The following is a 22,289-nucleotide window of genomic DNA, read 5'->3' on the forward strand; positions in this document are numbered from 1 at the left end:
TAGAGCATACCAATTGGTGAAATCTTGCGTTATAATTTATCCAAACCTTAATTTAACCTACCTACTTATGAGATTTTACCGTCTTCTTCTAGTGGCCTTTGTCTTTTCGGCATCTTGTTCCCAAGCACAAGAAATTAAGAAAATAGACCCGTATTGGCAGCTTCTTTTAAAGAACCAAAGACAAGAAGCCCAAATTAAATTCCAAAAGAAGAATAAAGGAAGTTTGCCGGATATACTTACTACGGAAATCATAGCCAATGAGAATGGTAAATTTACATCTTCAGATGGGTTTCTGGAGCGTGTAATTTCTCAACCAGATTTTGAGTATTACTTATACGCGTTATGGAACAACACTTTCTTTTTTGATACTTATTTAGGTTCTGGTTTCAATAAAAGAAACATAAGTAATATAAATAGTATACCCTTAGAACGCATAAATAATGCTACGGTTAAAGAATCTCTTCGGTATTTAAAATCCGCAGTGGCTCAACATTCTAATGATTGGGAAACCTATGATAAACTTAACGATGCTATTCCTGCTATTAAGTCATGGCAATTCTGCGGTAGTTTTGAGAATTTAAACGGTAGTGGTCTAGCTACGGAATACGCTCCGGAGACGAAAGCTGTTTCTTCAACCAATTTTAATGCCAATAGTAATGGATTCATTAATTGGTACGAACAAAAAGGAAGAGAGAAAGAGGCCTATCAATACTATTCCAATCATTCTGAGTACGGAGGCGGGGTAAATTATGCACAGACTTTTATTAACAACCCAACGGCAAAGAAAGCTGTAGTTCGTTTGGGAAGTTCATCTTTTGCTAAAGTTTGGTTGAACGATGTTTTGATCTATGAAAACACTAATGATGGTATAACAGATTTGGATGCCTACAATATACTAGTAAACCTTCCTGCAGGTAATAACAGACTGTTGGTTAAAAGTGCCGATCAAAGTGGGGTCGCCTATTTCATTGTTAGGATTACAGATGAAAAGGGTAACGCATTTAACGACTTAAAATATAATGCTACACCAACCTCGTATAAAAAAAGTTCATTGGCGGCCATTGCTCCAAAAGCGCTTCCGCATGCTGTTGAAGTCTTTTTTCAGAACAAATTAAAGAAAGACCCGAACAACTTCTTTCATACCGTTTGTTTGGTAAGTGCTTACCTAAGAAACTCAAAATTCAATGAGGCTAAAGCAACATTGCAGCCTTGGGTGGATGCTTATCCTGAAAGTTCATTTTTGAGAAAATACCTAATTGATTGTTATACTAAAGAAAAAGACTTTGCTTCTGCAAAAGAGTTACGAAAAAATATTGAAAGTGATGATGAGAAATACTATCTGTCATACATCTATAGGTTTGAAGATTCACGAGAACTGTTCAAACTACCTTTACCGGAATTTGAAGCCTTTGTAGAAGAATTTTCTGCGGCAACGGATATGGATATCCTAAAGCAATCAGCAAAATTATTGTTGAATATTAGGCAGGAAGATAAGTCCGCCGTAAAGGAAACGCTTCGGCATATTACTGATAATTACAAGGACCAATTGAGTATTTTAAAAGTATACCTTAATATTTATTCGGCCTATTTAAATGAAGATGACAAGGCTATAAGTATATTGGAAGATATAGATGAAAACTATTTTGACTACAGTGCATTAAAGTCGCTTGCTGCTTTTTACAACAAACAGGATAGAAAAAAAGAAGCCTTGGCTCTTTTTGAAAAGCGGTATAATTTGGTTGACCATGATAATATCTACTTGTCAGATTACATAGCTTATCAACATGAGTACAAAAAGTATGAGGAGTCTCTGCCAAATATAGAAGAGATGCTAAAGAACTTCCCCTATTCATTTATGGCGATGGAATTAAAAGGAACTGCACTTGAGCAATCTGGCAAGAAAAAAGAAGCCTTGGTTTGGTATGAAAAATCACTGAAGCATAACGGAGCTAATTCCGCTTTGCGAAAGAAAATAGATGACCTTTCTAATGGTAAGGATTATCTTGAAGATTTGGCTACGCCAGATATATATGAGTTCATGGCCAAAACCCGTAATAAAGGGATTAAGGGCAATTATGGCTATAATTATCTGTTAGATGAAAGTTTGCTTCAACTTTATCCGGAAGGAGGCGGAAAGTCCCAGACACGTTATGTTGTTGAAATTACTAGTGACAGTGGTATAGAATCTTTAAAGGAGGTAAACTTGGGTCTTAGCGGTAATTACCACATTACAAAATCTGAAATTGTCAAGCCAAATAAAAAGATAGTTCCAGCGTCTAAAAGTGGCTCTAATATAGTTTTCAACAACTTGGAAATAGGTGATATTATTTATGTGGATTATGAAAGTAGCTATTCTAGCAGCGGACGGTTCTATAAAGACCATGTAGACTATTTTCAGTTTGATTCTTTTCATCCTATTCATAAAAACACCTTAAAAATACTGGTGCCAAAGGATAAGGAGTTTACCACTAAAACCTTAAACGGTGAGGTAAAATATGAAAAGCGAAACATAGATGATTATGTGTACCATGAGTGGGAAACCATTGATCAAAAAGAATTGACTCCAGAAGAGAATTTTATGCCAAGCCTTAGTGATGTGGCTAGTTATGTACATGTAAGCACTATAGGTTCTTGGGATGATATTGCCAATTGGTATTCAGATTTGGTACGCCCGCAGATTATTATGAATTCAGATGTTCAGGAAGCATTCAAAACCATTTTTCCTTCAGGCAGTAATGGTTTGTCGGAAGATGAAAAAGCCTCTAGAATATATTATTATATCATGGAGAACTTTAGCTATAGCCACGTAGGATTTAGACAAAGCGGTTTCGTTCCACAACGGCCTTCAAAAACCATAAAATCCAAATTAGGGGATTGCAAGGATTTTTCAACCTTGTACGTAACCTTGGCTCAGATGGCAGGCTTAAAATCGCATTTGGTTTTAGTACTTACTTCTGATTATGGTGAGAAAACAATGGTACTGCCTAGCCAGGATTTTAACCACTGTATTGCCATAGTGTTTATTGATGGTAAACCTCAGTATTTAGAATTAACGGACAACAATATGCCGTACAAGTCTATACCTACGAGTTTAGAAAGTGCAACGGCTCTGGATATTCCTAATAAGTGGTTAAAAGATGTTAAAAAAGGCATTTATAAACTAAAAGACATTGACCATACCACCACAGTGCTAGAAAGTAATATGGAATATGTAATAGGTGAAGGATCGCATCAGCTAAAAATAGAATCTGTTTTAAACGGAAGTATCAATTCTCACTATGCGGCTATTTTTAAAGAGAAGAATTACGAAGTAGTAAAAAAGAGTATTACAGACGATTTTAAGAGTAGAATTAATGAGGATTTTACTTTTGATAGTATCCATAATATTGAGTATAATCTTCGGTCGCCGGTTCTAAAATACACATCGGACTTAACTATAAATGAAAAATTAGACGAAATTGGAAGAATGAAGGTATTTCGCATTCCCGCAGTAAACAATGCATATAATACATCAATTATTCAGGATGATGAACGTGCTTTTCCAATAGATTATTTGCTATACGAAAATGCAGACGTCTATAAGTCTAGCTATGTAATAAAATTAAAAGATGATGAGCGTTTTGTTGAAATTCCAGAAAGTGCGGATTATAGTTTCAAGAAACATCATTTTAAGATAGATTATGAGTTGGCCAAAGAGAGCGAGTTACACATCAATATAGAAGCAACCACCTCTAAAGAGCGAATTGCCGCAAAAGACTATAAGGGTTTTAAAGCCTACGTTAAAGCTGCTCTGGATGCCAAGCAACAACTCATTGGTTTCAAGAAAAAGAAGAAAGAAACCAAAGTTAGTTTCTCGGGTAAAAAATAAGTTAAGCGTTGTTCTGGTAAGACATTAGTTTTGCCACATATTTGCCGATAACATCAAACTCAAGGTTTACGGTTGTACCTATTTTGTACGACTTAAAACGTGTGTGTTCATAGGTATAAGGTATAATGGCAACGCTAAAGAGGTTCTTTCCTGAGTTTACTACGGTAAGGCTTGTGCCATCTATAGTTATTGATCCTTTTTCTATTGTTGGGTTTCCGGTTGCGGCATCATACTCAAAAGTAAAAAACCAACTACCATCTTTTTCTTCAACGGCTTTACAAACTCCAGTTTGGTCTACATGGCCTTGAACAATATGGCCGTCCAAACGAGAGCCAAGAATCATGGCACGTTCTAGGTTCACACTTTCTCCTACCTTTAGTTCATCTAGGTTGGTTTTTCGTAAAGTTTCGTCAATGGCAGTTACGGTATAAGTACGCTCGTCTAAAGAAACCACAGTGAGACAGACACCATTGTGCGCTACGCTCTGATCAATTTTAAGTTCTGGGGTTAACGTAGATTTCACTGTAATGTGAAGGTTACTACCGTCTTTTTCCAATTGCTGTATTTCCCCTAAAGTTTCAATAATGCCCGTAAACATGTTCCGTTAAATTTAAGTAGTTTTGTACCCTAGATTATTAGGCAAAGGTAAAGAATAAGATGCAGGAAGAAGGAAAAATTAAACTCGGTATTTCAATAGGCGATTTAAACGGAATAGGTTGTGAGGTTCTCCTCAAGACCTTTGAAGATAGTCGTATGCTAGATTTTTGTACTCCTGTAATATTCGCATCCAACAAAACTATTTCCTTTCAGAAAAAAGAGTTGGATATAAATATTAATTATCATGGGATTACTGATGCTTCTAAAGCAGTAGACGGTAAGATAAATGTGGTAAATGTTTGGAAGGAAGTTCCCAGAATAAATTTTGGCGAGGCTACGGAAGAAGGAGGCAAATATGCTATTAAGTCGTTACGGGCAGCTGTTGAAGCTTTAAAAAACAATGCGATAGATGCACTGGTTACGGCACCTATCAATAAGAATAATATTCAGGCCGAAGATTTTAAATTTCCCGGGCATACAGATTTTCTCGCTCAGGAATTGGAAGGAGAAAGTTTAATGTTCATGGTAACGGATGATCTTAAGGTAGGTTTGCTTACCGATCACGTAGCGGTAAAAGATGCTCCAGCGGCCATAAATCCAATATTGATTAGAAATAAGGTGCGCACGATAGAGAAGTCTTTACAAATGGATTTTAGTATACGCGCGCCAAAAGTAGCTATGCTGGGTATTAATCCACATAGTGGTGACAACGGAATTATCGGGAAAGAAGATGATGAAGTTTTAAAACCGGTGATAAAAGAAATGCAAGATGGAGGGCATTTGGTTTTCGGGCCCTATTCCGCAGATAGCTTTTTTGGTTCTGACGCCTATAAAAAGTTCGATGCTGTTTTAGCGGCGTATCACGATCAGGGGCTTATACCGTTCAAAACTCTGTCTTTTGGAAAAGGAGTTAACTATACCGCTGGTTTATCTAAGGTAAGAACCTCACCCGATCATGGCACTGCTTATGAAATTGCTGGAAAAGGTAAAGCAGACCCTAGTTCTTTTAAAGAGGCGGTCTTTACGGCGCTTCATATTTTTAAGAACAGAAAAGAGTATAAGGAACTTACGGAGAATCCTCTTCAAAAGCAGCGTATAAGGCGCTAACAGGAGGTTTTTGATGTAGTAGACCTAATTAATTTAAAGAATAGGTCCTTAAGATAAGCGAACTAATTGAATTCCAATTAAAAAAGGGTTGGAAGTTTATTAAATAATATTATCTTTGCACCCGCCTTTAATAGGGCGGTGTATAAAAATCAGTGTTGAAATGATGAAGCAAAAGGAGTTTAACATTCCTTTCTCTGGATTAGGACAAGGAAAACACGAATTTGAGTATACGATTAATAACCCGTTCTTTGAATCTTTTGGGTATAACGAATTCAATGCTGCTGACATTAAGTTGCATGTAGTTTTGAATAAGATGAGCACAATGCTCGAGTTAGAAATGAAAGCCCAGGGCACGGTTAATGTAAATTGCGACCTGACCAGCGAACCTTTTGATCAGCCTATTGAGGCAGATTTGGAATTAGTAGTCAAGTTTGGGGAAGAGTTTAATGATGAAGATGATGAGATTCTGATTATTCCTCATGGAGAACATCAGGTCAATATTGCGCAATACGTATACGAAATGTTAGTGTTGGCCGTACCACATAAAAGAATTCACCCCGGGGTATTAGACGGTACGTTGCAATCCGAAGCTTTAAAAAAGCTTGAAGAATTGCAGCCCAAGAAAGAGAAAAAAGAAAGTGATCCCAGATGGGACGAATTAAAGAAACTGTTAACGGATAAATAAGTTTTAAATGGCACATCCTAAGAGAAAAATATCAAGAACCAGAAGGGACAAAAGAAGAACCCATTATAAAGCAGTAGCACCAACTTTAGCTACTGACCCAACTACTGGTGAAATACACTTGTTCCACAGAGCCCACTGGCATGAAGGAAAATTGTATTATAAAGGTCAAATTTTGATCGACAAGACCGAAGAAGCCGAAGCATAAACGTATCCGGTTATCTTATAATGAATTCACGACTCCCGTAATTAATGACGGGAGTTTTTTATTTCTAGTCCTCAAATTTCAAAAACGCGTAGTTTTACCAGTTAAATTGATGAAAATTGATTATTTTTCACCAATTTTGAGGCATTTTTGAGGGTTTCGGATATCAAATCGACTTTAAGATGAGTAAAACAACGGCAGCAATAACAGCTGTAGGAGGGTATGTTCCAAAATTTGTGCTAACCAACAATATGTTGGAAGACATGGTTGACACTAATGATGAATGGATTATCTCTAGAACGGGAATTAAAGAAAGAAGGGTGTTAAAACCCGAGGAAGGACAAGGTACCTCTTACTTGGCCATCAAAGCTGCGGAAGACCTTATTCAAAAGAAAAATATTGATCCAAAGGAAATAGATCTAGTAATCATTGCTACGGCCACACCAGATAGTATGGTGGCTTCTACCGCTGCTTTTGTAGCATCGGAAATTGGAGCCGTAAATGCATTTGCTTACGATCTTTTAGCAGCGTGTTCCAGCTTTTTATTCGGCATGTCTACGGCTGCTAGTTATATAGAGTCTGGCAGGTACAAAAAAGTCTTGTTGATAGGCGCGGATAAAATGTCTTCTATAATAGATTATACAGATCGCACCACATGTATTATTTTTGGTGATGGTGCCGGTGCGGCATTGTTCGAACCAAATGAAGAGGGATTAGGCCTACAGGATGAATATCTAAGGGCAGATGGCACAGGAAGGCAATTTTTGGGGATGGATGCTGGAGGTTCCTTAATGCCGGCTACAGAAGAAACGGTTAAAAATCGAAAACACTTTATTTACCAAGAAGGTAGAACGGTTTTTAAATTTGCAGTTTCCAATATGGCGAATGTGGCAGAAACCATAATGAAGCGAAATAACCTAGAGCATACAGATGTTTCTTGGTTGGTTCCACACCAAGCAAATAAAAGAATCATAGATGCAACAGCCAATAGAATGGGTCTGGAAGATTCTAAAGTTCTAATGAATATAGAAAGATACGGCAACACCACATCAGCAACCTTACCGTTGTTGTTGGCCGACTTTGAAAGTCAAATGAAAAAAGGAGATAACCTTGTCTTTGCCGCTTTTGGCGGAGGGTTCACTTGGGGTTCCATTTACCTAAAATGGGCTTATTAATTAATTACCGATCACTTAAATAAACAACATTCCATGGATATTAAAGAAATTCAAAGCCTGATCAAGTTTGTAGCAAAATCAGGTGCCAGTGAAGTAAAGTTGGAAATGGAGGATTTGAAAATCACCATCAAAACCGGTACTTCGGATTCTGGAAACGAAACAACCTACGTGCAGCAGATCCCCATGCCGCAAGCGCAAATGATGCCTTCCCAACAAGCTCCGGTTCAAAATATTGAAGCGGCTTCAGGTGATGCGGCAAAAGCGGAAAACAAAGATGATGATTCCAAGTATATCACTATTAAATCGCCAATTATCGGTACTTTCTATAGAAAGCCATCACCAGATAAGAGCGCTTTTGTTGAGGTGGGTACTTCTATCGGAAAAGGAGATGTGCTTTGTGTTATTGAAGCCATGAAACTTTTTAACGATATTGAGTCTGAAGTTTCAGGTAAAATCGTTAAGATTTTAGTTGAGGATTCTTCTCCTGTAGAATTTGATCAGCCTTTATTTTTGGTAGATCCGTCATAAATATAAATTCTGAATCCCAAATGATATTTCCCTAGAGGGAATATATCGTTGGTACTTAGATTTTGGAATTTAAATTGTAAAAGTATGTTCAAAAAAATATTAATTGCAAATAGAGGTGAGATTGCGCTTCGTGTTATACGAACCTGTAAGGAAATGGGTATCAAAACCGTTGCGGTCTATTCTAAAGCAGATGAAGAGAGTTTGCATGTTCGTTTTGCAGACGAAGCGGTATGTATTGGGCCGGCACCAAGTAGTGAGTCGTACCTAAAAATACCGAATATCATTGCTGCTGCAGAGATTACAAATGCAGATGCTATTCACCCTGGTTATGGCTTTCTTTCAGAGAACTCCAAGTTCTCTAAGATTTGTGCAGAGCATGATATTAAGTTTATTGGTGCTTCTGGTGAGCACATAGACCGGATGGGAGATAAGGCTTCGGCAAAGAAAACAATGAAAGAGGCCGGTGTTCCTACTGTTCCTGGTTCAGATGGTTTATTGAAAGATGTTGCCGATGCTATCAAAACAGCCAAGAAAATGGGTTATCCCGTTATGATCAAGGCAACCGCTGGAGGTGGTGGTAAAGGTATGCGCGCCGTTTGGAAAGAAGAGGAAATGGAAGATCTTTTTGAAAGTGCAGTTCAAGAAGCATCCGCTGCATTTGGCAATGGTGCTATGTATATGGAGAAGTTGATCGAAGAACCAAGGCATATAGAAATCCAGATTGTTGGTGATCAATATGGTAAGGCATGTCACCTTTCCGAAAGAGATTGTTCCGTTCAACGTAGGCATCAAAAACTTACAGAAGAAACACCATCTCCGTTCATGACTGATAAACTTAGGGATGAGATGGGGAAAGCTGCCGTGAAGGCTGCAGAATTTATAAAGTACGAAGGTGCAGGTACAATAGAATTTTTGGTTGATAAGCACCGGAATTTCTATTTTATGGAAATGAATACCCGTATTCAAGTAGAACATCCTATTACAGAACAAGTAATTGATTACGATTTAATTCGTGAGCAAATTTTAGTGGCAGGCGGTGTTCCTATTTCAGGTAAAAACTATTTGCCTAAATTACATTCTATTGAATGTAGAATCAATGCAGAAGATCCTTATAACAATTTTAGGCCTTCTCCAGGTAAGATTACTACGCTACATATACCAGGTGGTCACGGTGTTCGTATGGATACACATGTTTACAGCGGCTATAGCATACCACCTAATTATGATTCTATGATCGCTAAGTTGATAACCACAGCACAAACACGTGAGGAGGCTATTAATAAAATGAAAAGAGCATTAGATGAATTCGTAATAGAAGGTATTAAAACTACCATTCCTTTTCATAGACAATTAATGGATCATCCAGATTATTTGGCTGGTAACTATACCACCAAATTTATGGAAGATTTTGAAATGGATCCTCAGCCAGCGGATTAAGAACAAAGCCCCAATATATATTGGGGCTTTTTCATTAAAGAAAATGAACTTAAGCTATTGGGAATATAAGACATGGTTGTCCAACATAGATTATACTATCGTTGGTAGCGGCATCGTAGGACTTAATTGTGCATTGCGGTTGCGAGAACGTTTCCCAAAAGCAAAAATTCTAATTCTGGAAAAAGGCTTTTTGCCGCAAGGAGCTAGCACCAAGAATGCGGGATTTGCATGTTTTGGTAGTATTTCAGAAGTTTTGGCGGACTTAAATCAACACTCTGAGTTGGAAGTAATAGAGTTGGTTAAAAAACGCTGGGACGGCATAAAAATGCTTCGTGCTAATTTAGGTGACCAAGCTATAGATTTTCAGATACATGGCGGACATGAATTGTTTCTAGATTCCGGGGGAGAATTATATGATACCTGTAAAAATCGACTTCCTGAAATCAACAAACTCTTACAACCCGTTTATGGTAAAGATGCATTCCATTTAGGGCCCAATACTTTTGGTTTTAGTAAAGTGAAAGAAAAGTACATTACCAATATTTTTGAAGGACAGCTAGATACTGGAAAAATGATGAACTCTTTATTACAATTAGTTCAGAAAACAAGTATTACCGTTTTTAATTCGATTATAGTTGAAGATTATTCGGAAACTAAATCAGGAGTGGTTGTGAAAACCGATAAATTTGAATTTAAGACTAAAAATTTACTAATAGCTACAAATGGATTCGCCTCTAGTTTAATTAATGAAAAAGTTTCTCCAGCCAGAGCGCAAGTATTAATTACAAAGCCAATTCAAAACTTATCTATAGAGGGTACTTTTCATTTTGATGAAGGATATTATTATTTTAGGAATATAGGCAGTCGCATTTTATTCGGAGGAGGACGAAATTTAGATTTTAAAGGAGAGGAAACCAATGAACCGGGATGTTCCGAAAAAATTCAAAAACACTTGGAACTACTGCTTAAAGAAGTTGTTCTTCCTAAAACGCCCCATAACATAGACCACAGATGGAGCGGAATTATGGGGATGGGTAAACAGAAAAACCCGATCCTTAAAAAAATATCGGATCATGTTTACTGTGGAGTACGATTAGGGGGTATGGGAATTGCCATAGGAAGTGCCATAGGTAAAGATTTGGCAGATTTAGTTGAATAGACGTAAAACAGAAGAAAGATGCTTAATGTCATAAGCATTTTATTTTGCTGTGGTTGTTAAATGAGGTGTTTTGAAACTGGTAGTTTTCTTTTGGACTGTTGCTGATATCTTAAATGAAACAATTATGAAACCAGCAATCCTAGGCTTTTATAATCCTGCAAATATGGATAGGGTAGCGTATAAACGTTCTGTTCTACTAAAAGGTATTAGGCTTCTTATAGGTTATTATAAAACCACAGCCTTCTTTTTCCAAACATAGAGGGCCTTAAAAACGTATATTGCTTCATGTGGAGTATGAATAAAGGAGTTAATCTAGTCCTTAATTAATGAGAAGCTCCAGGTTCAAAATGTTTGATAGGCATTTGCGCTAAAAAAATAGAATGGAAAAAGAAAATTTACATAAGTTTTGTGGCACTTTCGTAAAGGAACGTTTAGCTAGAATTCATAAAAATATTGATGATATCCAGACTTCATTGACTGCGGAAACTAAAAGTAGTGCAGGTGATAAGCATGAAACTGGGCGAGCTATGTTACAGCTGGAACGGGAGAAACTAGGGAAGCAATTGGCGGAGGCCGAAAAAATGAAACAAGTACTTTCAAAAGTGCCAAAAGATGGTTCAAATGCCTTTATAGGTCTTGGTAGTTGGGTGATTACCTCAAAAGCAGATTATTTCTTGGCTATCTCCGCAGGGGAATTCAAGAATAATGGCAAAAGTATTTATTGCATATCCGCAGCTACTCCAATCGCAAAATTACTTTTTGGAAAACAGGTGGGAGATACTGTAAGCTTCAACACTAAAGAAATTAAAATTGCTGAAATTAAATAGAAAAGGGATACTATCCCATACCTTTCATAGAAGCTAAAGTTGCTGACCAAACAATTACGGACGAAAGAAAAATACCGATGGTATTAGCCCAGAATGCTTTGGTTTTTTCGATCTTAAATAAATACGAAGCAATACTACCGGCATATACTCCCGTGCCAGGCATAGGAATCATCACAAAGAAGATAAGTCCCCAAAAACCGTAACGCTTTATTTTATCACCAGAGCCTGTTTTCGCTTTTCGAGCAACAAATATAGCCGACTTTTTATAAAAGCCCCATTTCAAGAAATAGCGATTAATTTTTTCCAAGAAAAAAATCATTAGAGGGAAAACCAAAACGTTAGCAGCAAAACATAGAACAAATACCAAATAGATATTAAGGCCATTAAGCAATCCATACGGAATGCCCACCTTGGCTTCTCCGAAAGGGGAAAGGCTCCATAAAATGGCAATAATAAAATCTATAATCACAACTTTTTTTTTGGAAGGGCTAAACTACTAATACACGGGAGTTTGAGCACCATCTTAACTCATAAATAAATCCAAAAATTATGCCGCTCAAAAGTAGACCGTTCATTTTAACACTATTTAACTTTTCGATGAACGGTACAATAATGACTATCTATCTGAGTTTTAGACTAACATACTTTTTTAATAACCAAAACCTTTTACCTATGAAATCTTTATTTGCTAAATTATTTTTGCTTGCTTTTGTATCAATGACAGCCTTTTCGTGTAGCGTAAAATCTGAATTAGAAGATATTGCTGACGAACTTGAAGAAGAAAACAACAATGACGCCCGAACGGAAGTTATTAAATTGGAAGATAACAAGTAAGTTCGTAATCTTATAATAAGTAAAGGGAGCCTAATAGACTCCCTTTTTTTGTTACTAATTTAGGTAAAACCGTAAATTACTGTACTAAAATAGTATTGTCTGTGGCAGTAGGATTCATAGGGCAGAAATATACATATTCCCCAGTCTCTAAAACCGTTGGTTTAGATGATTGTGTTTTACCAGTGGCAACAACTTCGGTCACATAGGCAGTCTGAATGTGGTTTTCTGGTTTACTAATGTCTTCTCCCTTTTTTACAAGAACAAAACCAACATCATGACCAACACCCTTATTTACAATATTAAAAACGTACGTTCCTGGAGAAACGGTTAATGATTTTTGGGTAAACTCACCTGGCGTTTGTTCTAATGCAATGGTTTTTACATCTTTTTCCATTTTGTCTTGGGCATTTGCGGAAAATGCTAGTGTAAATACTAATACTACGGCTGCTAATATACTTTTCATAATTTTTAGTTTTGGTCTTTCGTTTATTTTAAAAAGACGGATTATTAAAAAAGGGTGCTATTAAAATTGAATCAAAAACCCTGTGCAACTGTAGGTTGCACAGAATATTTCTTAAGCTTCTACAGTTTCCAATGGGGCTGCAACTGGAAAATCTACTGGAACATCAGTAGTCTTATGTATGTAGTTGGAGATTGTTTTGTCACCTACCAATACAATAGTATCTATAAGATTTTCTTTGGTCCATCCTGCATTTAAAAACTTTTCTATTATAGCATCGTCTGCTGCGCCACGATTTTCAGTTATATTTTTTGCAAAGCTGGCAAGTGCATCTAATTTTGCATCAAAAGAGGCTTTCCCTGCTCTAAGCTCAAGGATTTCCGAGTCACTAAAGCCGTTCATTTTACCAATAGCTGTATGTGCGGATAAACAGTAAGTACATTCATTTACTTGGCTAACGGCAAGATTTACTACTTCTTTTTGTTTGGCATTTAAAGATGTTTTTGCGCTGCTCAAAGCCATATAATTGGCTAAGGCGTTTTCAGAATAGGCATACGCTGCATAAAGGTTAGGTACAAAACCAACTGCTTTTTGTAAATTATCAAAAATGGCTTGATTGTTTGGGCTTACCTCTTCTCTTGTGGGTACATTAAATCTGCTCATAATTTCTGGGTATTTTGTCATTAACTGCTAGCGAATGTGTTTTGCCAAGGGCAATGACTATTAATATATTATTTCTTTAAAATTCGTTGTGAGGTCTTTCTGCATCACAATAAAAATCATGATGGTGTTTTTGCTCACAGTGGGTTTGCGTATCTGCAACTTTTAGTTGTCTCGTTGGGCGAGAAAAAATTTCTATTAGGTTAAAAAGGGATATATGTTTTAGTTTCATCTTGGGTTGTATTTTAATTACAATGCAAAGATGCGACTGAAGTAAGCTTGTTTGTTAGGCGCAATTGCCCGACCGCTTGTAGAAATTTCCCGTTACTATTGAATTATAGCTACTTCTCTATATTGAGAGGGTGAAATACCGGTCATTTTTTTGAAAAACCGACTAAAATGTGCCGGGTCGTTAAAGCCAAGGTCGTATGCAATTTCTTGATTTTGCTTATCGGTGAAGTTGATTAATCGCTTTGCTTCAAGTGCTAAACGATCTAAAATAATCTGTTGAGGAGATTTTTGATTGTAAATGGAGAAAAGGTTGGATAATGTCTTTGGACTTTTGAATAATAGCTCCGCATAGTCACTTACCTTTCTTTTGGTCTTATAGTGGGTGTCTACCAAAACATTGAATTTTCGTATAATCTCAACTTGTTCGTTATCCAGTTTTTTAACTATAAGTTGATCTTTTGCCAAGCGTGTACAAATGATAATCAATCGTTTTAATAGCATTTGGAGCATATCTCCTTGAATACCATCCGGAGTTGAGAATTCATCTTTAAATACCTCATAAAGGGTTTCAAACTTGCGTTTTTGTTCCACGGGAATGGATATGATGGGTAGGTCCTGTGTACCGAAAAATAAAATGCCATTACATGACACCTCGTGATCGTGGTCGTTTATACAATAAAACTCTCTGTTGAAACGAAATGCTGTTAATGGCAAAGAGGTCTTTTCGTACGAAACATGCTGCAAATAGGTGGTCGTAACCAACTGATCTGGCATTAATTCTATAGCCATGCCGTCTATAAATAGTTCAAGAGGTTGTTGGTTTCTATTCCATAACATATAAATGCTTCCTGAACTTACCGTAAATTGATTTTGGTACTTTTTAATATCATCGGTAAATCCTAAATGAGAGCCTAATTTTGCATCGTTGTACTCAAATTTCATATGTGATAGCTTAGATTATCTAATCGCTTTAGTCTAACTAAAACATGTAACCTTACCTAATTAGTTCTTAAGGTGTCAAAAGTTTAGTGTTAAAGAATATTAAGAATTTGTTAGACAAAAAGGCTTTTTGTACTATTGATTAGGAAAACGATTAATAGTAGTTAACTTAACTATAAATTCTATGAAGACCTACGATGAAGCAGCAGGACAGTTTTATAATAAAATAAACATAAGTCCGGTTCCCTTAATATCATGGGACATTCACAGTTCTAACTTTCTTGAGTTATGTGAAAGCGGTAAGGATATTTTTTATATGCGAAATATTGCTGAACGTAATAGATGGGCTTATCCAAAAATAGATAGTGAGCCATTAAAACACGGAGGAGTGGTTGTTATTACCAATCCGGAATTGACTATTGTGCATATTACCAGTAACGTTGCTTCAATGACCGGTTATAAACCAGAAGAAGTTATTGGCAATACCCCTAAAATATTTCAGGGTAAAGAAACGGATCAAAAAACGTTGGCGGAAATAAAAACGGCCATACAAAGAAATACTTCTTTTGAGGCCGTTGTTCTAAACTATAAAAAGGACGGAAGCACTTATAACTGTGAAATAAAGGCGGAACCTATATTCAACAATCGCGGACAACTCGTCAACTATATTGCGTATGAAAAAGAAGTAGCTTAAAATTACTACTTCTTTTATACATTATCTATAATTATACATTTTCAATTTCTGTAACACGTAATGTGTTCACCATACCCTTTTCTTTCATTGGCATGGCCGCTAAACTAATAAGCATATCACCTGTTTCCAAAAGCCCTTTATCACAAGCCATTTTATTAACATCTTCTATAGTTTCATCAGTAGAAACATCTTTATTGTAATAAAAAGCACGTACACCCCATAAAAGGTTCAATTGTGTAAGGATACGTTGGTTAGAAGTAAAAACTAGAATATGCGCACTTGGTCTCCATGCAGAAATCTGAAATGCAGTATAGCCGCTATTGGTCAATGTGGAAATCGCTTTTGCCTTAATCTCATTTGCCATAATAGCTGCATGATAACAAATAGATTTGGTTATATATCTTTTTGTACGAATATGTGGCGGGTCGTGAGGTACTTGAATTAAGTCAGAATTCTCTACGCTTTTTAGGATGCTGGTCATTTTTTCAATAACCTGGACCGGATAGTTACCAACAGATGTCTCACCGGATAACATAACAGCATCGGCACCATCCATAACGGAGTTGGCAACATCATTAACTTCAGCACGTGTTGGTGTAAGGCTGGTAATCATCGTTTCCATCATTTGAGTTGCGATAATTACAGGAATACGAGCTTTTTTAGCTCTTAGAACCAATTGCTTTTGAATTAATGGTACCTCTTGTGCAGGAACTTCAACACCTAAATCACCACGAGCAACCATAAGTCCGTCACAATAAGCAACGATCTTATCTATATTTTCAACAGCTTCAGGCTTTTCGATTTTCGCGATAATCGGAATTTTATCTTCTGCATGTTCTTTTATAATGGCTTGAAGATCAATAAGATCTTGACTAAAGCGAACAAAGGAAAGAGCGATCCAGTCTACTTTTAAGGAAATTGCGAAAATGGCATCTTTTACATCTTTTTCTGTCAAGGCAGGTAAAGAAATGTTTGTGTTTGGAAGGTTAACACCTTTTTTAGAACGTAACGGCCCACCTTGGATAACCTTGGTTTTTACTTCGGTTTTTCCATTTGTGGCAACTACTTCGAACATTAATTTACCATCATCAAGCAAGATGCGCTCACCAGGCTTTACATCTTGAGGAAATGCTGCGTAATTCATATAAACGCGCTCGGCAGTACCTTCAAAAGGTTCACCGGTCACAAAGGTAATTTCATCATCAGGAGCAACTACAACTTCACTAGCCATAACACCCACCCTTAATTTAGGACCCTGCAGATCTGCAAGAATAGAGGTATTCCGACCTGTTTCTTTATTGAGCTCTCGAATCATTTTTACACGTTCGGTAACGTCATCATAATCAGCATGGGAAAAGTTGATGCGAAAGACATCCACACCAGCTTCCATCATGTCTTTCAGCACTTCTTTTTTGCTTGTTGCCGGCCCTAGGGTGGCTACAATCTTTGTCTTTTTATTACTTGGCATTGATCAAAAAATTAAATTGTTCTTAGATTTGAGTTTGTCGGTTTCTATGGCGTAAGCCGTTATAATTTTGGGTATTCTTTGCAGTGTTTTCACAAGGTTATCCATGTTGATGAACTCATCTTGTTCTATTTTTAAAAAATAGTCCACCTCCCGGTGTTCGGGCACCATGTGAAATGTTGTGAACGAAGGTTCATCCTTAAACAAACCTTTTGTACTCACAGTATCCTCCACTAAACCATTATTGGTAAACAAGGTCCAGTACCTATCGTTAATATCATCTTTCCATTCAAAAATTGGAACCGTAATATGACCGTTAAGATCAAGGTCTTCAATAGACCTTTTAAAGCTCGATTTTAAATGTAGATTAAGGGCATAGGCTATGGCGTAATCTTCAAGGCTACTATGCAATGCAACTAAATCGAATGAGTCTTCGTAAAAGTCGTTCGTAATTTTATGTACTGCTACCATAGGGGCACAAAACGGTAAAGATAATATTAATACCGCACAACGCCTAGATTAGACAAGGCTAAAACTATTTTTGAACAAACTATAACATTTTGGTTACATAAAATTACAATTTAGGACTTATCCATCTTGTCCTGTAATGCATAATATGCCCTTTTTGAAGCACGTTCCTCTGCCTTTTTCTTGGAGGTCGCCCTAGCTTTAGCTACAACTTGGTCTCCAATGCTGAGTTTTACCGCAAAATGTTTTAGCGAATCATTACCTGTGTCATCGTAAACGTCATAGTCAAACGTTTTTTTCTGTTTCTGACACCATTCGATTACAAGGCTTTTGTAGCTTATTACTTTACCTTCTAATTGCTCTATATCTACGTAAGGCTCTACAACTTTCTGGCTAATGAACTTTTCGCAATATTTATAGCCTCGATCTAAATAGATGGCTCCTACCAAAGCTTCAAAAACGTTGCCGTGTATATTTTCGCCGAAGTGAGATTTTGGAATTCTACTTTTAACATAGTCAATAAGGCCTAAATCCTTACCCAATTCATTTAGGTGTTTTCTACTAACGATTTTTGATCGCATTTTCGTAAGATACCCTTCATCCCCTTCAGGAACTTGATCGTATAAATGTTTAGAAATTATAGTCCCTAACATGGAGTCTCCCAAAAACTCAAGGCGCTCATAGTTAAGAGGGTTGCCGTCATCATCCTTTTCGTTTGCGGATCGATGTACGAAGGCTTTTTTATAAATAGAAAGATTTCTGGGTTTGAAACCCAAAATAGAAGTGATTCCTCCAAAAAAATCCCCATCCTCCTTAGGACGGGAATTGAATATATTGGAAGGAAATCCCATACGGTCTTACTCGCTAAATTTTTTGAAAATTACGCAGGCATTGTGACCACCAAACCCAAAGGTGTTACTAAGCGCAACTTTTACGTCACGTTCTTGTGCTTTGTTTAGGGTAAGGTTTAGTTTAGGATCTATATTTTCATCTACGGTAGTATGGTTAATAGTTGGTGGAACCAGACTATGTTGCATAGCCAAAATGGATGCGATAGCTTCAATTGCTCCGGCAGCACCCAATAGGTGACCGGTCATCGATTTTGTAGAGTTAATATTAATGTTCTGGGCATGTTCACCAAAGACTTCACTAATAGCCTTCAATTCTGCCACGTCTCCAAGGGGGGTAGAAGTACCATGTGTATTTATGGCATCTACGTCTTCCGGTTTTAGTCCGGCATCCCTTAAACAGTTTTTCATTACTTGTACCACTCCTATTCCATCAGGATGTGGAGCAGTCATATGATAAGCATCGCTCGAAAGTCCGCCACCGGCAACCTCGGCATATATTTTTGCGCCACGCGCTTTGGCGTGTTCGTATTCTTCTAAAATAAGAGCACCAGCTCCTTCGCCCAAAACAAATCCGTCTCGGGTTGCATCAAATGGTCTGGAAGCCGTTTCTGGGCTATCGTTTCTAGTAGATAATGCATGCATAGCGCCAAAACCACCCATGCCGGCAATCGTTACAGCTGCCTCACTACCTCCCGTAACCACAACATCACAATGGCCTAAACGAATATAATTTAAGGCGTCGATCATGGCATTGGCAGAAGAGGCACATGCAGAAACCGTAGTATAGTTAGGCCCCATAAAACCATGTTTAATAGAGATATGCCCAGGAGCAATATCCGCTATCATTTTAGGTATAAAAAAAGGATTGAATCGTGGAGTACCATCGCCTTCGGCAAAATTCATTACTTCGTTTTGGAAAGTTTCCAGACCGCCTATGCCGGCACCCCAAATAACCCCAACGCGAAACTTGTCTACTACATCTAGGTTGAGACCAGAATCAATGATAGCTTCGTCTGAAGAGACCAAGGCGTATTGCGCGAACTTGTCTAATTTTCTAGCCTCCTTGCGATCAAAATGCTCTAGAGGGTCGAAATTTTTAAGCTCGCAGGCAAATTTCACCTTAAATTTTTCGGTATCGTAATAGGTAACGGGAGCAGAACCGCTCTTTCCGTTTTTAAGACCTTCCCAATACTCTTTTATATTGTTACCTATGGGTGTCAACGCACCCAACCCGGTAACTACAACTCGCTTTAATTGCATTGAACCTAATTTTTGGTTTACTTAGTAAGTCAAGCGTAAATTAAAAAAATTATCCATGCGATAATAGTTACCACATGGATAATTTTGAATCTCGTTCAAGAAATCATAAAGATTACTTCGCTTCTTCTATATAGCTAATGGCTTGGCCAACTGTTGCGATGTTCTCAGCTTGATCGTCTGGAATCTGAATATCAAATTCTTTTTCGAATTCCATGATCAACTCCACTGTATCCAATGAATCTGCCCCTAGGTCGTTAGTAAAGCTAGCTTCCGTTACTACTTCGTTTTCATCCACACCTAATTTATCAACGATGATAGCTTTTACTCTTGATGCAATGTCTGACATAATAATATTGTTTTTAAAAAATTAAATTGGTTGCAAAAATAAAAAACTTTGGACTAAATCCACTATTTGTCGTTAAAATGTCTTGTAATTTATAAAATTTCAGGATAAGAGCGGTATTTTTGACGTAAATATTTCGCTATCAGTAACGTTAAATGCTACATGAAAAATATAGTATTATTTGCTTCCGGTTCTGGGTCTAATGTAGAAAACATTGTTCATTACTTTCAAGAAAATTCCGAGGTAAACATTTGTGCCGTTCTAACGAATAAAACGCAAGCAAAAGTTTTAGATAGGTGCAATAAACTGAAAATTAACGGTTTATATTTCAATAGAAATGCTTTTTATGAGAGTGATTGTGTCTTGGAAATTTTAAAAACCTTTAAGCCGGATTTAATTGTCTTGGCCGGTTTCTTGTGGAAAATACCTGAGAATTTAATTGCGAATTTTCCTGATAAAATTGTAAATATTCATCCGGCACTGTTGCCAAAATTTGGCGGCAAGGGTATGTACGGTAAATATGTTCATGAGGCGGTAAAAGCCAATAATGAGACTGAAACCGGTATAACAATACACTATGTGAACGAGAATTATGACGAAGGTGCTGTCATTCGCCAGGTAAAAACATCTGTTTCTTTAGATGACACTCCGGATTCTATTGCAAAGAAAATACATGAGCTTGAATATGAATATTTTCCAAAGGTCATTGCTCAATTATTAGAGGTGGAATAATGGCGAAAAAAGCAAAATTTTATACCGTTTGGAAAGGTAAGAAACCCGGAATTTATGATTCCTGGTCAGATTGTAAAGCGGCTATTACTGGTTACAAGGGGGCTCAGTATAAATCTTTCGAAACTTTTGATCAGGCAAAAAAAGCCTTTAATGGTAATTACGACGATTTTAAGGGTAAGAAAAAAGGAAAGCCGGTATTAACGGCTGAACAAATACAAAGGTTTGGCACACCAAATTACCATTCTATATCGGTAGATGCAGCTTCTAGTGGGAATCCGGGAATTATGGAATACCAAGGTGTGGATACAAAAACAGGTAAAAAACTTTTTAGACAAGGGCCATTTGCTCAAGGGACAAATAATATAGGAGAGTTTTTGGCAATAGTTCATGGCCTAGCTTTTTTGAAGAATAACAAAAGTGATAGAATAATTTATACAGATTCGCGTACGGCAATGAGTTGGGTGCGTAAGAAAACCTGTAATACCAAACTACAGGAGACCGCAAAGAACAAAGAAGTTTTTAATTTGATTAGAAGGGCTTTAGAGTGGTTGAAGAATAATTCTTACAGCACTCCAATTGTTAAATGGGAGACTAAGGTGTGGGGGGAGATTCCCGCAGATTTTGGCAGAAAGTAGTGTTATACGGGCTCAACACGCTGGCCGTACTTAGGTTTCATCGTATTTTTCTTTTCGGATCACGTATAGCTTTTTAGAAAACTGTTATTAGAAGAGTTTTAAAAATTGAAAAGGTAATAATAGAAGGCTTTTTTTGTAAGGGTATATTTGCATGTAATAGCATTACAAAAGCGTATATTTGCAGCTTAAACTTAAAATTGCATGGGCAAACTTCTAATCGTAGGCACTGTTGCCTTTGACGAAATTGAAACTCCTTTCGGTAAAACCGATAAGATTTTGGGTGGCGCGGCAACCTTTATCGGTTTAGCAGCCTCTCAGTATAACGTGGAATCAAGTATTGTCTCCGTCGTAGGGGATGATTTTCCACAGTCATATATAAACGTCTTAGAGGATAAGAATATTGATCTAAGTTCTTTGGAAATCGTAAAAGGAGGAAAAACCTTTTATTGGAAAGGAAAGTATCACAACGACCTTAATTCAAGAGATACTTTAGTAACAGAACTTAATACACTTGCAGATTTTAACCCTATTGTTTCTGAGGGCTTTAAAGATGCGGATGTGGTTATGTTGGGAAATTTGCACCCTAGTACCCAAATGAGTGTAATTAGCCAAATGAATAAAAAGCCCAAGTTAATAGTATTAGATACTATGAACTTTTGGATGGATAATGCATTACCGGAATTAATGGAGGTTATACAGCATATTGATGTCCTTACCATAAACGATGAAGAAGCTAGACAGTTAACCAATGAATATTCTTTGGTGAAGGCGGCGAAAGCTATTCAAGAAATGGGGCCAAAATATTTGGTGATAAAGAAAGGGGAGCACGGTGCACTTTTATTTCATGACGAACAAATTTTCTTTGCTCCCGCATTACCTTTAGAAGAGGTGTTTGACCCAACCGGTGCAGGAGATACATTTGCCGGAGGTTTCACCGGATATTTAGCGGCAACAGAAGATATTTCCTTTAACAATATGAAGAATGCCGTTATACATGGATCCAATCTAGCATCCTTCTCTGTGGAGCGATTCGGAACCGAAAGGATGGAGAATTTACAGAAGTCGGAAGTTACTAAGAGGTTGCATCAATTTAAGGCCTTGACCCAATTTGACATAGAATTAAAATAATGAC

The 22,289-nt window shown here is 37.1% G+C and carries 24 protein-coding genes; 14 read left to right on the plus strand and 10 right to left on the minus strand.

Annotated elements, in window-relative coordinates:
- Positions 1–67 precede the first annotated feature (67 nt).
- A complete protein-coding gene (locus KO521_RS16775; RefSeq protein WP_215941063.1) occupies positions 68–3,868 on the plus strand; it encodes a transglutaminase domain-containing protein in 3,801 nt (1,266 codons plus the stop codon).
- A 1-nt stretch (position 3,869) separates the two neighbouring features.
- Here KO521_RS16775 and KO521_RS16780 read toward each other — a convergent pair whose 3' ends face one another.
- Complete coding sequence (locus tag KO521_RS16780; protein WP_215941064.1) at positions 3,870–4,466, minus strand: riboflavin synthase; 597 nt, start codon at positions 4,464–4,466, stop codon at positions 3,870–3,872.
- A gap of 59 nt (positions 4,467–4,525) precedes the next feature.
- Here KO521_RS16780 and pdxA point away from each other — a divergent pair, with 59 nt between their 5' ends.
- From pdxA to KO521_RS16820, 8 genes are all read left to right on the plus strand, one after another.
- Positions 4,526–5,572 (plus strand): 4-hydroxythreonine-4-phosphate dehydrogenase PdxA, encoded by a 1,047-nt coding sequence (gene pdxA, locus KO521_RS16785; protein ID WP_215941065.1) that lies wholly within the window; start codon positions 4,526–4,528, stop codon positions 5,570–5,572.
- Positions 5,573–5,732: 160 nt separating this feature from the next.
- Positions 5,733–6,257 (plus strand): YceD family protein, encoded by a 525-nt coding sequence (locus KO521_RS16790; RefSeq protein ID WP_215941066.1) that lies wholly within the window; start codon positions 5,733–5,735, stop codon positions 6,255–6,257.
- 7 nt (positions 6,258–6,264) lie between these two features.
- The gene (gene rpmF / locus KO521_RS16795) at positions 6,265–6,462 is read left to right on the plus strand and encodes a 50S ribosomal protein L32 (RefSeq protein WP_155595399.1); all 198 of its coding nucleotides are present in this window, start codon (positions 6,265–6,267) and stop codon (positions 6,460–6,462) included.
- Between the two features lie 179 nt (positions 6,463–6,641).
- Complete coding sequence (locus tag KO521_RS16800; protein ID WP_215941067.1) at positions 6,642–7,634, plus strand: beta-ketoacyl-ACP synthase III; 993 nt, start codon at positions 6,642–6,644, stop codon at positions 7,632–7,634.
- A gap of 33 nt (positions 7,635–7,667) precedes the next feature.
- Entirely contained in the window at positions 7,668–8,162 is a 495-nt protein-coding gene (accB, locus tag KO521_RS16805) for an acetyl-CoA carboxylase biotin carboxyl carrier protein (protein ID WP_215941068.1), read from the plus strand.
- Positions 8,163–8,246: 84 nt separating this feature from the next.
- Positions 8,247–9,599 carry an acetyl-CoA carboxylase biotin carboxylase subunit gene (gene accC / locus KO521_RS16810; protein ID WP_215941069.1) on the plus strand — a complete coding sequence of 451 codons (1,353 nt, stop codon included), beginning with the start codon at positions 8,247–8,249 and terminating at the stop codon, positions 9,597–9,599.
- Positions 9,600–9,642: 43 nt separating this feature from the next.
- The gene (locus KO521_RS16815) at positions 9,643–10,758 is read left to right on the plus strand and encodes an NAD(P)/FAD-dependent oxidoreductase (protein ID WP_215941569.1); all 1,116 of its coding nucleotides are present in this window, start codon (positions 9,643–9,645) and stop codon (positions 10,756–10,758) included.
- Between the two features lie 380 nt (positions 10,759–11,138).
- Positions 11,139–11,585 (plus strand): GreA/GreB family elongation factor, encoded by a 447-nt coding sequence (locus KO521_RS16820; protein WP_215941070.1) that lies wholly within the window; start codon positions 11,139–11,141, stop codon positions 11,583–11,585.
- A gap of 10 nt (positions 11,586–11,595) precedes the next feature.
- Here KO521_RS16820 and KO521_RS16825 read toward each other — a convergent pair whose 3' ends face one another.
- The gene (locus tag KO521_RS16825; protein WP_215941071.1) at positions 11,596–12,054 is read right to left on the minus strand and encodes a COG2426 family protein; all 459 of its coding nucleotides are present in this window, start codon (positions 12,052–12,054) and stop codon (positions 11,596–11,598) included.
- Between the two features lie 203 nt (positions 12,055–12,257).
- Here KO521_RS16825 and KO521_RS16830 point away from each other — a divergent pair, with 203 nt between their 5' ends.
- A complete protein-coding gene (locus KO521_RS16830; protein WP_215941072.1) occupies positions 12,258–12,419 on the plus strand; it encodes a hypothetical protein in 162 nt (53 codons plus the stop codon).
- Positions 12,420–12,495: 76 nt separating this feature from the next.
- Here KO521_RS16830 and KO521_RS16835 read toward each other — a convergent pair whose 3' ends face one another.
- From KO521_RS16835 to KO521_RS16845, 3 genes are all read right to left on the minus strand, one after another.
- Positions 12,496–12,882, minus strand: a complete 387-nt coding sequence (locus KO521_RS16835; RefSeq protein WP_215941073.1) for a cupredoxin domain-containing protein — start codon at positions 12,880–12,882, stop codon at positions 12,496–12,498.
- A gap of 111 nt (positions 12,883–12,993) precedes the next feature.
- Complete coding sequence (locus KO521_RS16840; protein ID WP_215941074.1) at positions 12,994–13,542, minus strand: carboxymuconolactone decarboxylase family protein; 549 nt, start codon at positions 13,540–13,542, stop codon at positions 12,994–12,996.
- Positions 13,543–13,866: 324 nt separating this feature from the next.
- Positions 13,867–14,712 (minus strand): helix-turn-helix domain-containing protein, encoded by an 846-nt coding sequence (locus KO521_RS16845; RefSeq protein WP_215941075.1) that lies wholly within the window; start codon positions 14,710–14,712, stop codon positions 13,867–13,869.
- 181 nt (positions 14,713–14,893) lie between these two features.
- On the opposite strand from KO521_RS16845, the gene KO521_RS16850 reads away from it, so the two are divergent.
- The gene (locus KO521_RS16850; RefSeq protein WP_215941076.1) at positions 14,894–15,403 is read left to right on the plus strand and encodes a PAS domain-containing protein; all 510 of its coding nucleotides are present in this window, start codon (positions 14,894–14,896) and stop codon (positions 15,401–15,403) included.
- A gap of 31 nt (positions 15,404–15,434) precedes the next feature.
- Here the strand turns inward: KO521_RS16850 and pyk are convergent, their stop codons facing one another.
- From pyk to KO521_RS16875, 5 genes are all read right to left on the minus strand, one after another.
- On the minus strand, positions 15,435–16,871 hold the full coding sequence (gene pyk / locus KO521_RS16855) for a pyruvate kinase (RefSeq protein ID WP_215941077.1): 1,437 nt from the start codon (positions 16,869–16,871) through the stop codon (positions 15,435–15,437).
- A gap of 3 nt (positions 16,872–16,874) precedes the next feature.
- A complete protein-coding gene (locus tag KO521_RS16860; RefSeq protein ID WP_215941078.1) occupies positions 16,875–17,339 on the minus strand; it encodes an IPExxxVDY family protein in 465 nt (154 codons plus the stop codon).
- A gap of 110 nt (positions 17,340–17,449) precedes the next feature.
- Positions 17,450–18,187, minus strand: a complete 738-nt coding sequence (gene rnc / locus KO521_RS16865; RefSeq protein ID WP_215941079.1) for a ribonuclease III — start codon at positions 18,185–18,187, stop codon at positions 17,450–17,452.
- Between the two features lie 6 nt (positions 18,188–18,193).
- The gene (fabF, locus tag KO521_RS16870; RefSeq protein ID WP_215941080.1) at positions 18,194–19,447 is read right to left on the minus strand and encodes a beta-ketoacyl-ACP synthase II; all 1,254 of its coding nucleotides are present in this window, start codon (positions 19,445–19,447) and stop codon (positions 18,194–18,196) included.
- Positions 19,448–19,559: 112 nt separating this feature from the next.
- Positions 19,560–19,793, minus strand: coding sequence for an acyl carrier protein (locus KO521_RS16875; protein ID WP_008269813.1), 234 nt, complete (start codon positions 19,791–19,793; stop codon positions 19,560–19,562).
- Positions 19,794–19,952: 159 nt separating this feature from the next.
- Here KO521_RS16875 and KO521_RS16880 point away from each other — a divergent pair, with 159 nt between their 5' ends.
- The 3 genes from KO521_RS16880 (at position 19,953) to KO521_RS16890 (ending at position 22,285) form a co-directional block, all read left to right on the plus strand.
- Positions 19,953–20,522 carry a phosphoribosylglycinamide formyltransferase gene (locus KO521_RS16880; protein WP_215941081.1) on the plus strand — a complete coding sequence of 190 codons (570 nt, stop codon included), beginning with the start codon at positions 19,953–19,955 and terminating at the stop codon, positions 20,520–20,522.
- Positions 20,522–21,157 (plus strand): ribonuclease H1 domain-containing protein, encoded by a 636-nt coding sequence (locus KO521_RS16885; protein ID WP_215941082.1) that lies wholly within the window; start codon positions 20,522–20,524, stop codon positions 21,155–21,157. Before KO521_RS16880 ends, KO521_RS16885 begins: the two co-directional genes overlap by 1 nt.
- 201 nt (positions 21,158–21,358) lie before the next feature.
- Positions 21,359–22,285 carry a PfkB family carbohydrate kinase gene (locus tag KO521_RS16890; protein WP_215941083.1) on the plus strand — a complete coding sequence of 309 codons (927 nt, stop codon included), beginning with the start codon at positions 21,359–21,361 and terminating at the stop codon, positions 22,283–22,285.
- Positions 22,286–22,289 lie beyond the last annotated feature (4 nt).

It is taken from the genome of Zobellia uliginosa (assembly GCF_018860745.1).
Classification (GTDB): Bacteria; Bacteroidota; Bacteroidia; order Flavobacteriales; family Flavobacteriaceae; genus Zobellia; species Zobellia uliginosa_B.

Coding starts and splice junctions, on each gene's coding strand:
- KO521_RS16775 (WP_215941063.1), top strand. CDS start 68: ATGAGATTTTACCGTCTTCTTCTAGTGGCCTTTGTCTTTTCGGCATCT.
- KO521_RS16780 (WP_215941064.1), bottom strand. CDS start 4,466: ATGTTTACGGGCATTATTGAAACTTTAGGGGAAATACAGCAATTGGAA.
- pdxA (WP_215941065.1), top strand. CDS start 4,526: ATGCAGGAAGAAGGAAAAATTAAACTCGGTATTTCAATAGGCGATTTA.
- KO521_RS16790 (WP_215941066.1), top strand. CDS start 5,733: ATGATGAAGCAAAAGGAGTTTAACATTCCTTTCTCTGGATTAGGACAA.
- rpmF (WP_155595399.1), top strand. CDS start 6,265: ATGGCACATCCTAAGAGAAAAATATCAAGAACCAGAAGGGACAAAAGA.
- KO521_RS16800 (WP_215941067.1), top strand. CDS start 6,642: ATGAGTAAAACAACGGCAGCAATAACAGCTGTAGGAGGGTATGTTCCA.
- accB (WP_215941068.1), top strand. CDS start 7,668: ATGGATATTAAAGAAATTCAAAGCCTGATCAAGTTTGTAGCAAAATCA.
- accC (WP_215941069.1), top strand. CDS start 8,247: ATGTTCAAAAAAATATTAATTGCAAATAGAGGTGAGATTGCGCTTCGT.
- KO521_RS16815 (WP_215941569.1), top strand. CDS start 9,643: ATGAACTTAAGCTATTGGGAATATAAGACATGGTTGTCCAACATAGAT.
- KO521_RS16820 (WP_215941070.1), top strand. CDS start 11,139: ATGGAAAAAGAAAATTTACATAAGTTTTGTGGCACTTTCGTAAAGGAA.
- KO521_RS16830 (WP_215941072.1), top strand. CDS start 12,258: ATGAAATCTTTATTTGCTAAATTATTTTTGCTTGCTTTTGTATCAATG.
- KO521_RS16835 (WP_215941073.1), bottom strand. CDS start 12,882: ATGAAAAGTATATTAGCAGCCGTAGTATTAGTATTTACACTAGCATTT.
- KO521_RS16840 (WP_215941074.1), bottom strand. CDS start 13,542: ATGAGCAGATTTAATGTACCCACAAGAGAAGAGGTAAGCCCAAACAAT.
- KO521_RS16845 (WP_215941075.1), bottom strand. CDS start 14,712: ATGAAATTTGAGTACAACGATGCAAAATTAGGCTCTCATTTAGGATTT.
- KO521_RS16850 (WP_215941076.1), top strand. CDS start 14,894: ATGAAGACCTACGATGAAGCAGCAGGACAGTTTTATAATAAAATAAAC.
- pyk (WP_215941077.1), bottom strand. CDS start 16,871: ATGCCAAGTAATAAAAAGACAAAGATTGTAGCCACCCTAGGGCCGGCA.
- KO521_RS16860 (WP_215941078.1), bottom strand. CDS start 17,339: ATGGTAGCAGTACATAAAATTACGAACGACTTTTACGAAGACTCATTC.
- rnc (WP_215941079.1), bottom strand. CDS start 18,187: ATGGGATTTCCTTCCAATATATTCAATTCCCGTCCTAAGGAGGATGGG.
- fabF (WP_215941080.1), bottom strand. CDS start 19,447: ATGCAATTAAAGCGAGTTGTAGTTACCGGGTTGGGTGCGTTGACACCC.
- KO521_RS16875 (WP_008269813.1), bottom strand. CDS start 19,793: ATGTCAGACATTGCATCAAGAGTAAAAGCTATCATCGTTGATAAATTA.
- KO521_RS16880 (WP_215941081.1), top strand. CDS start 19,953: ATGAAAAATATAGTATTATTTGCTTCCGGTTCTGGGTCTAATGTAGAA.
- KO521_RS16885 (WP_215941082.1), top strand. CDS start 20,522: ATGGCGAAAAAAGCAAAATTTTATACCGTTTGGAAAGGTAAGAAACCC.
- KO521_RS16890 (WP_215941083.1), top strand. CDS start 21,359: ATGGGCAAACTTCTAATCGTAGGCACTGTTGCCTTTGACGAAATTGAA.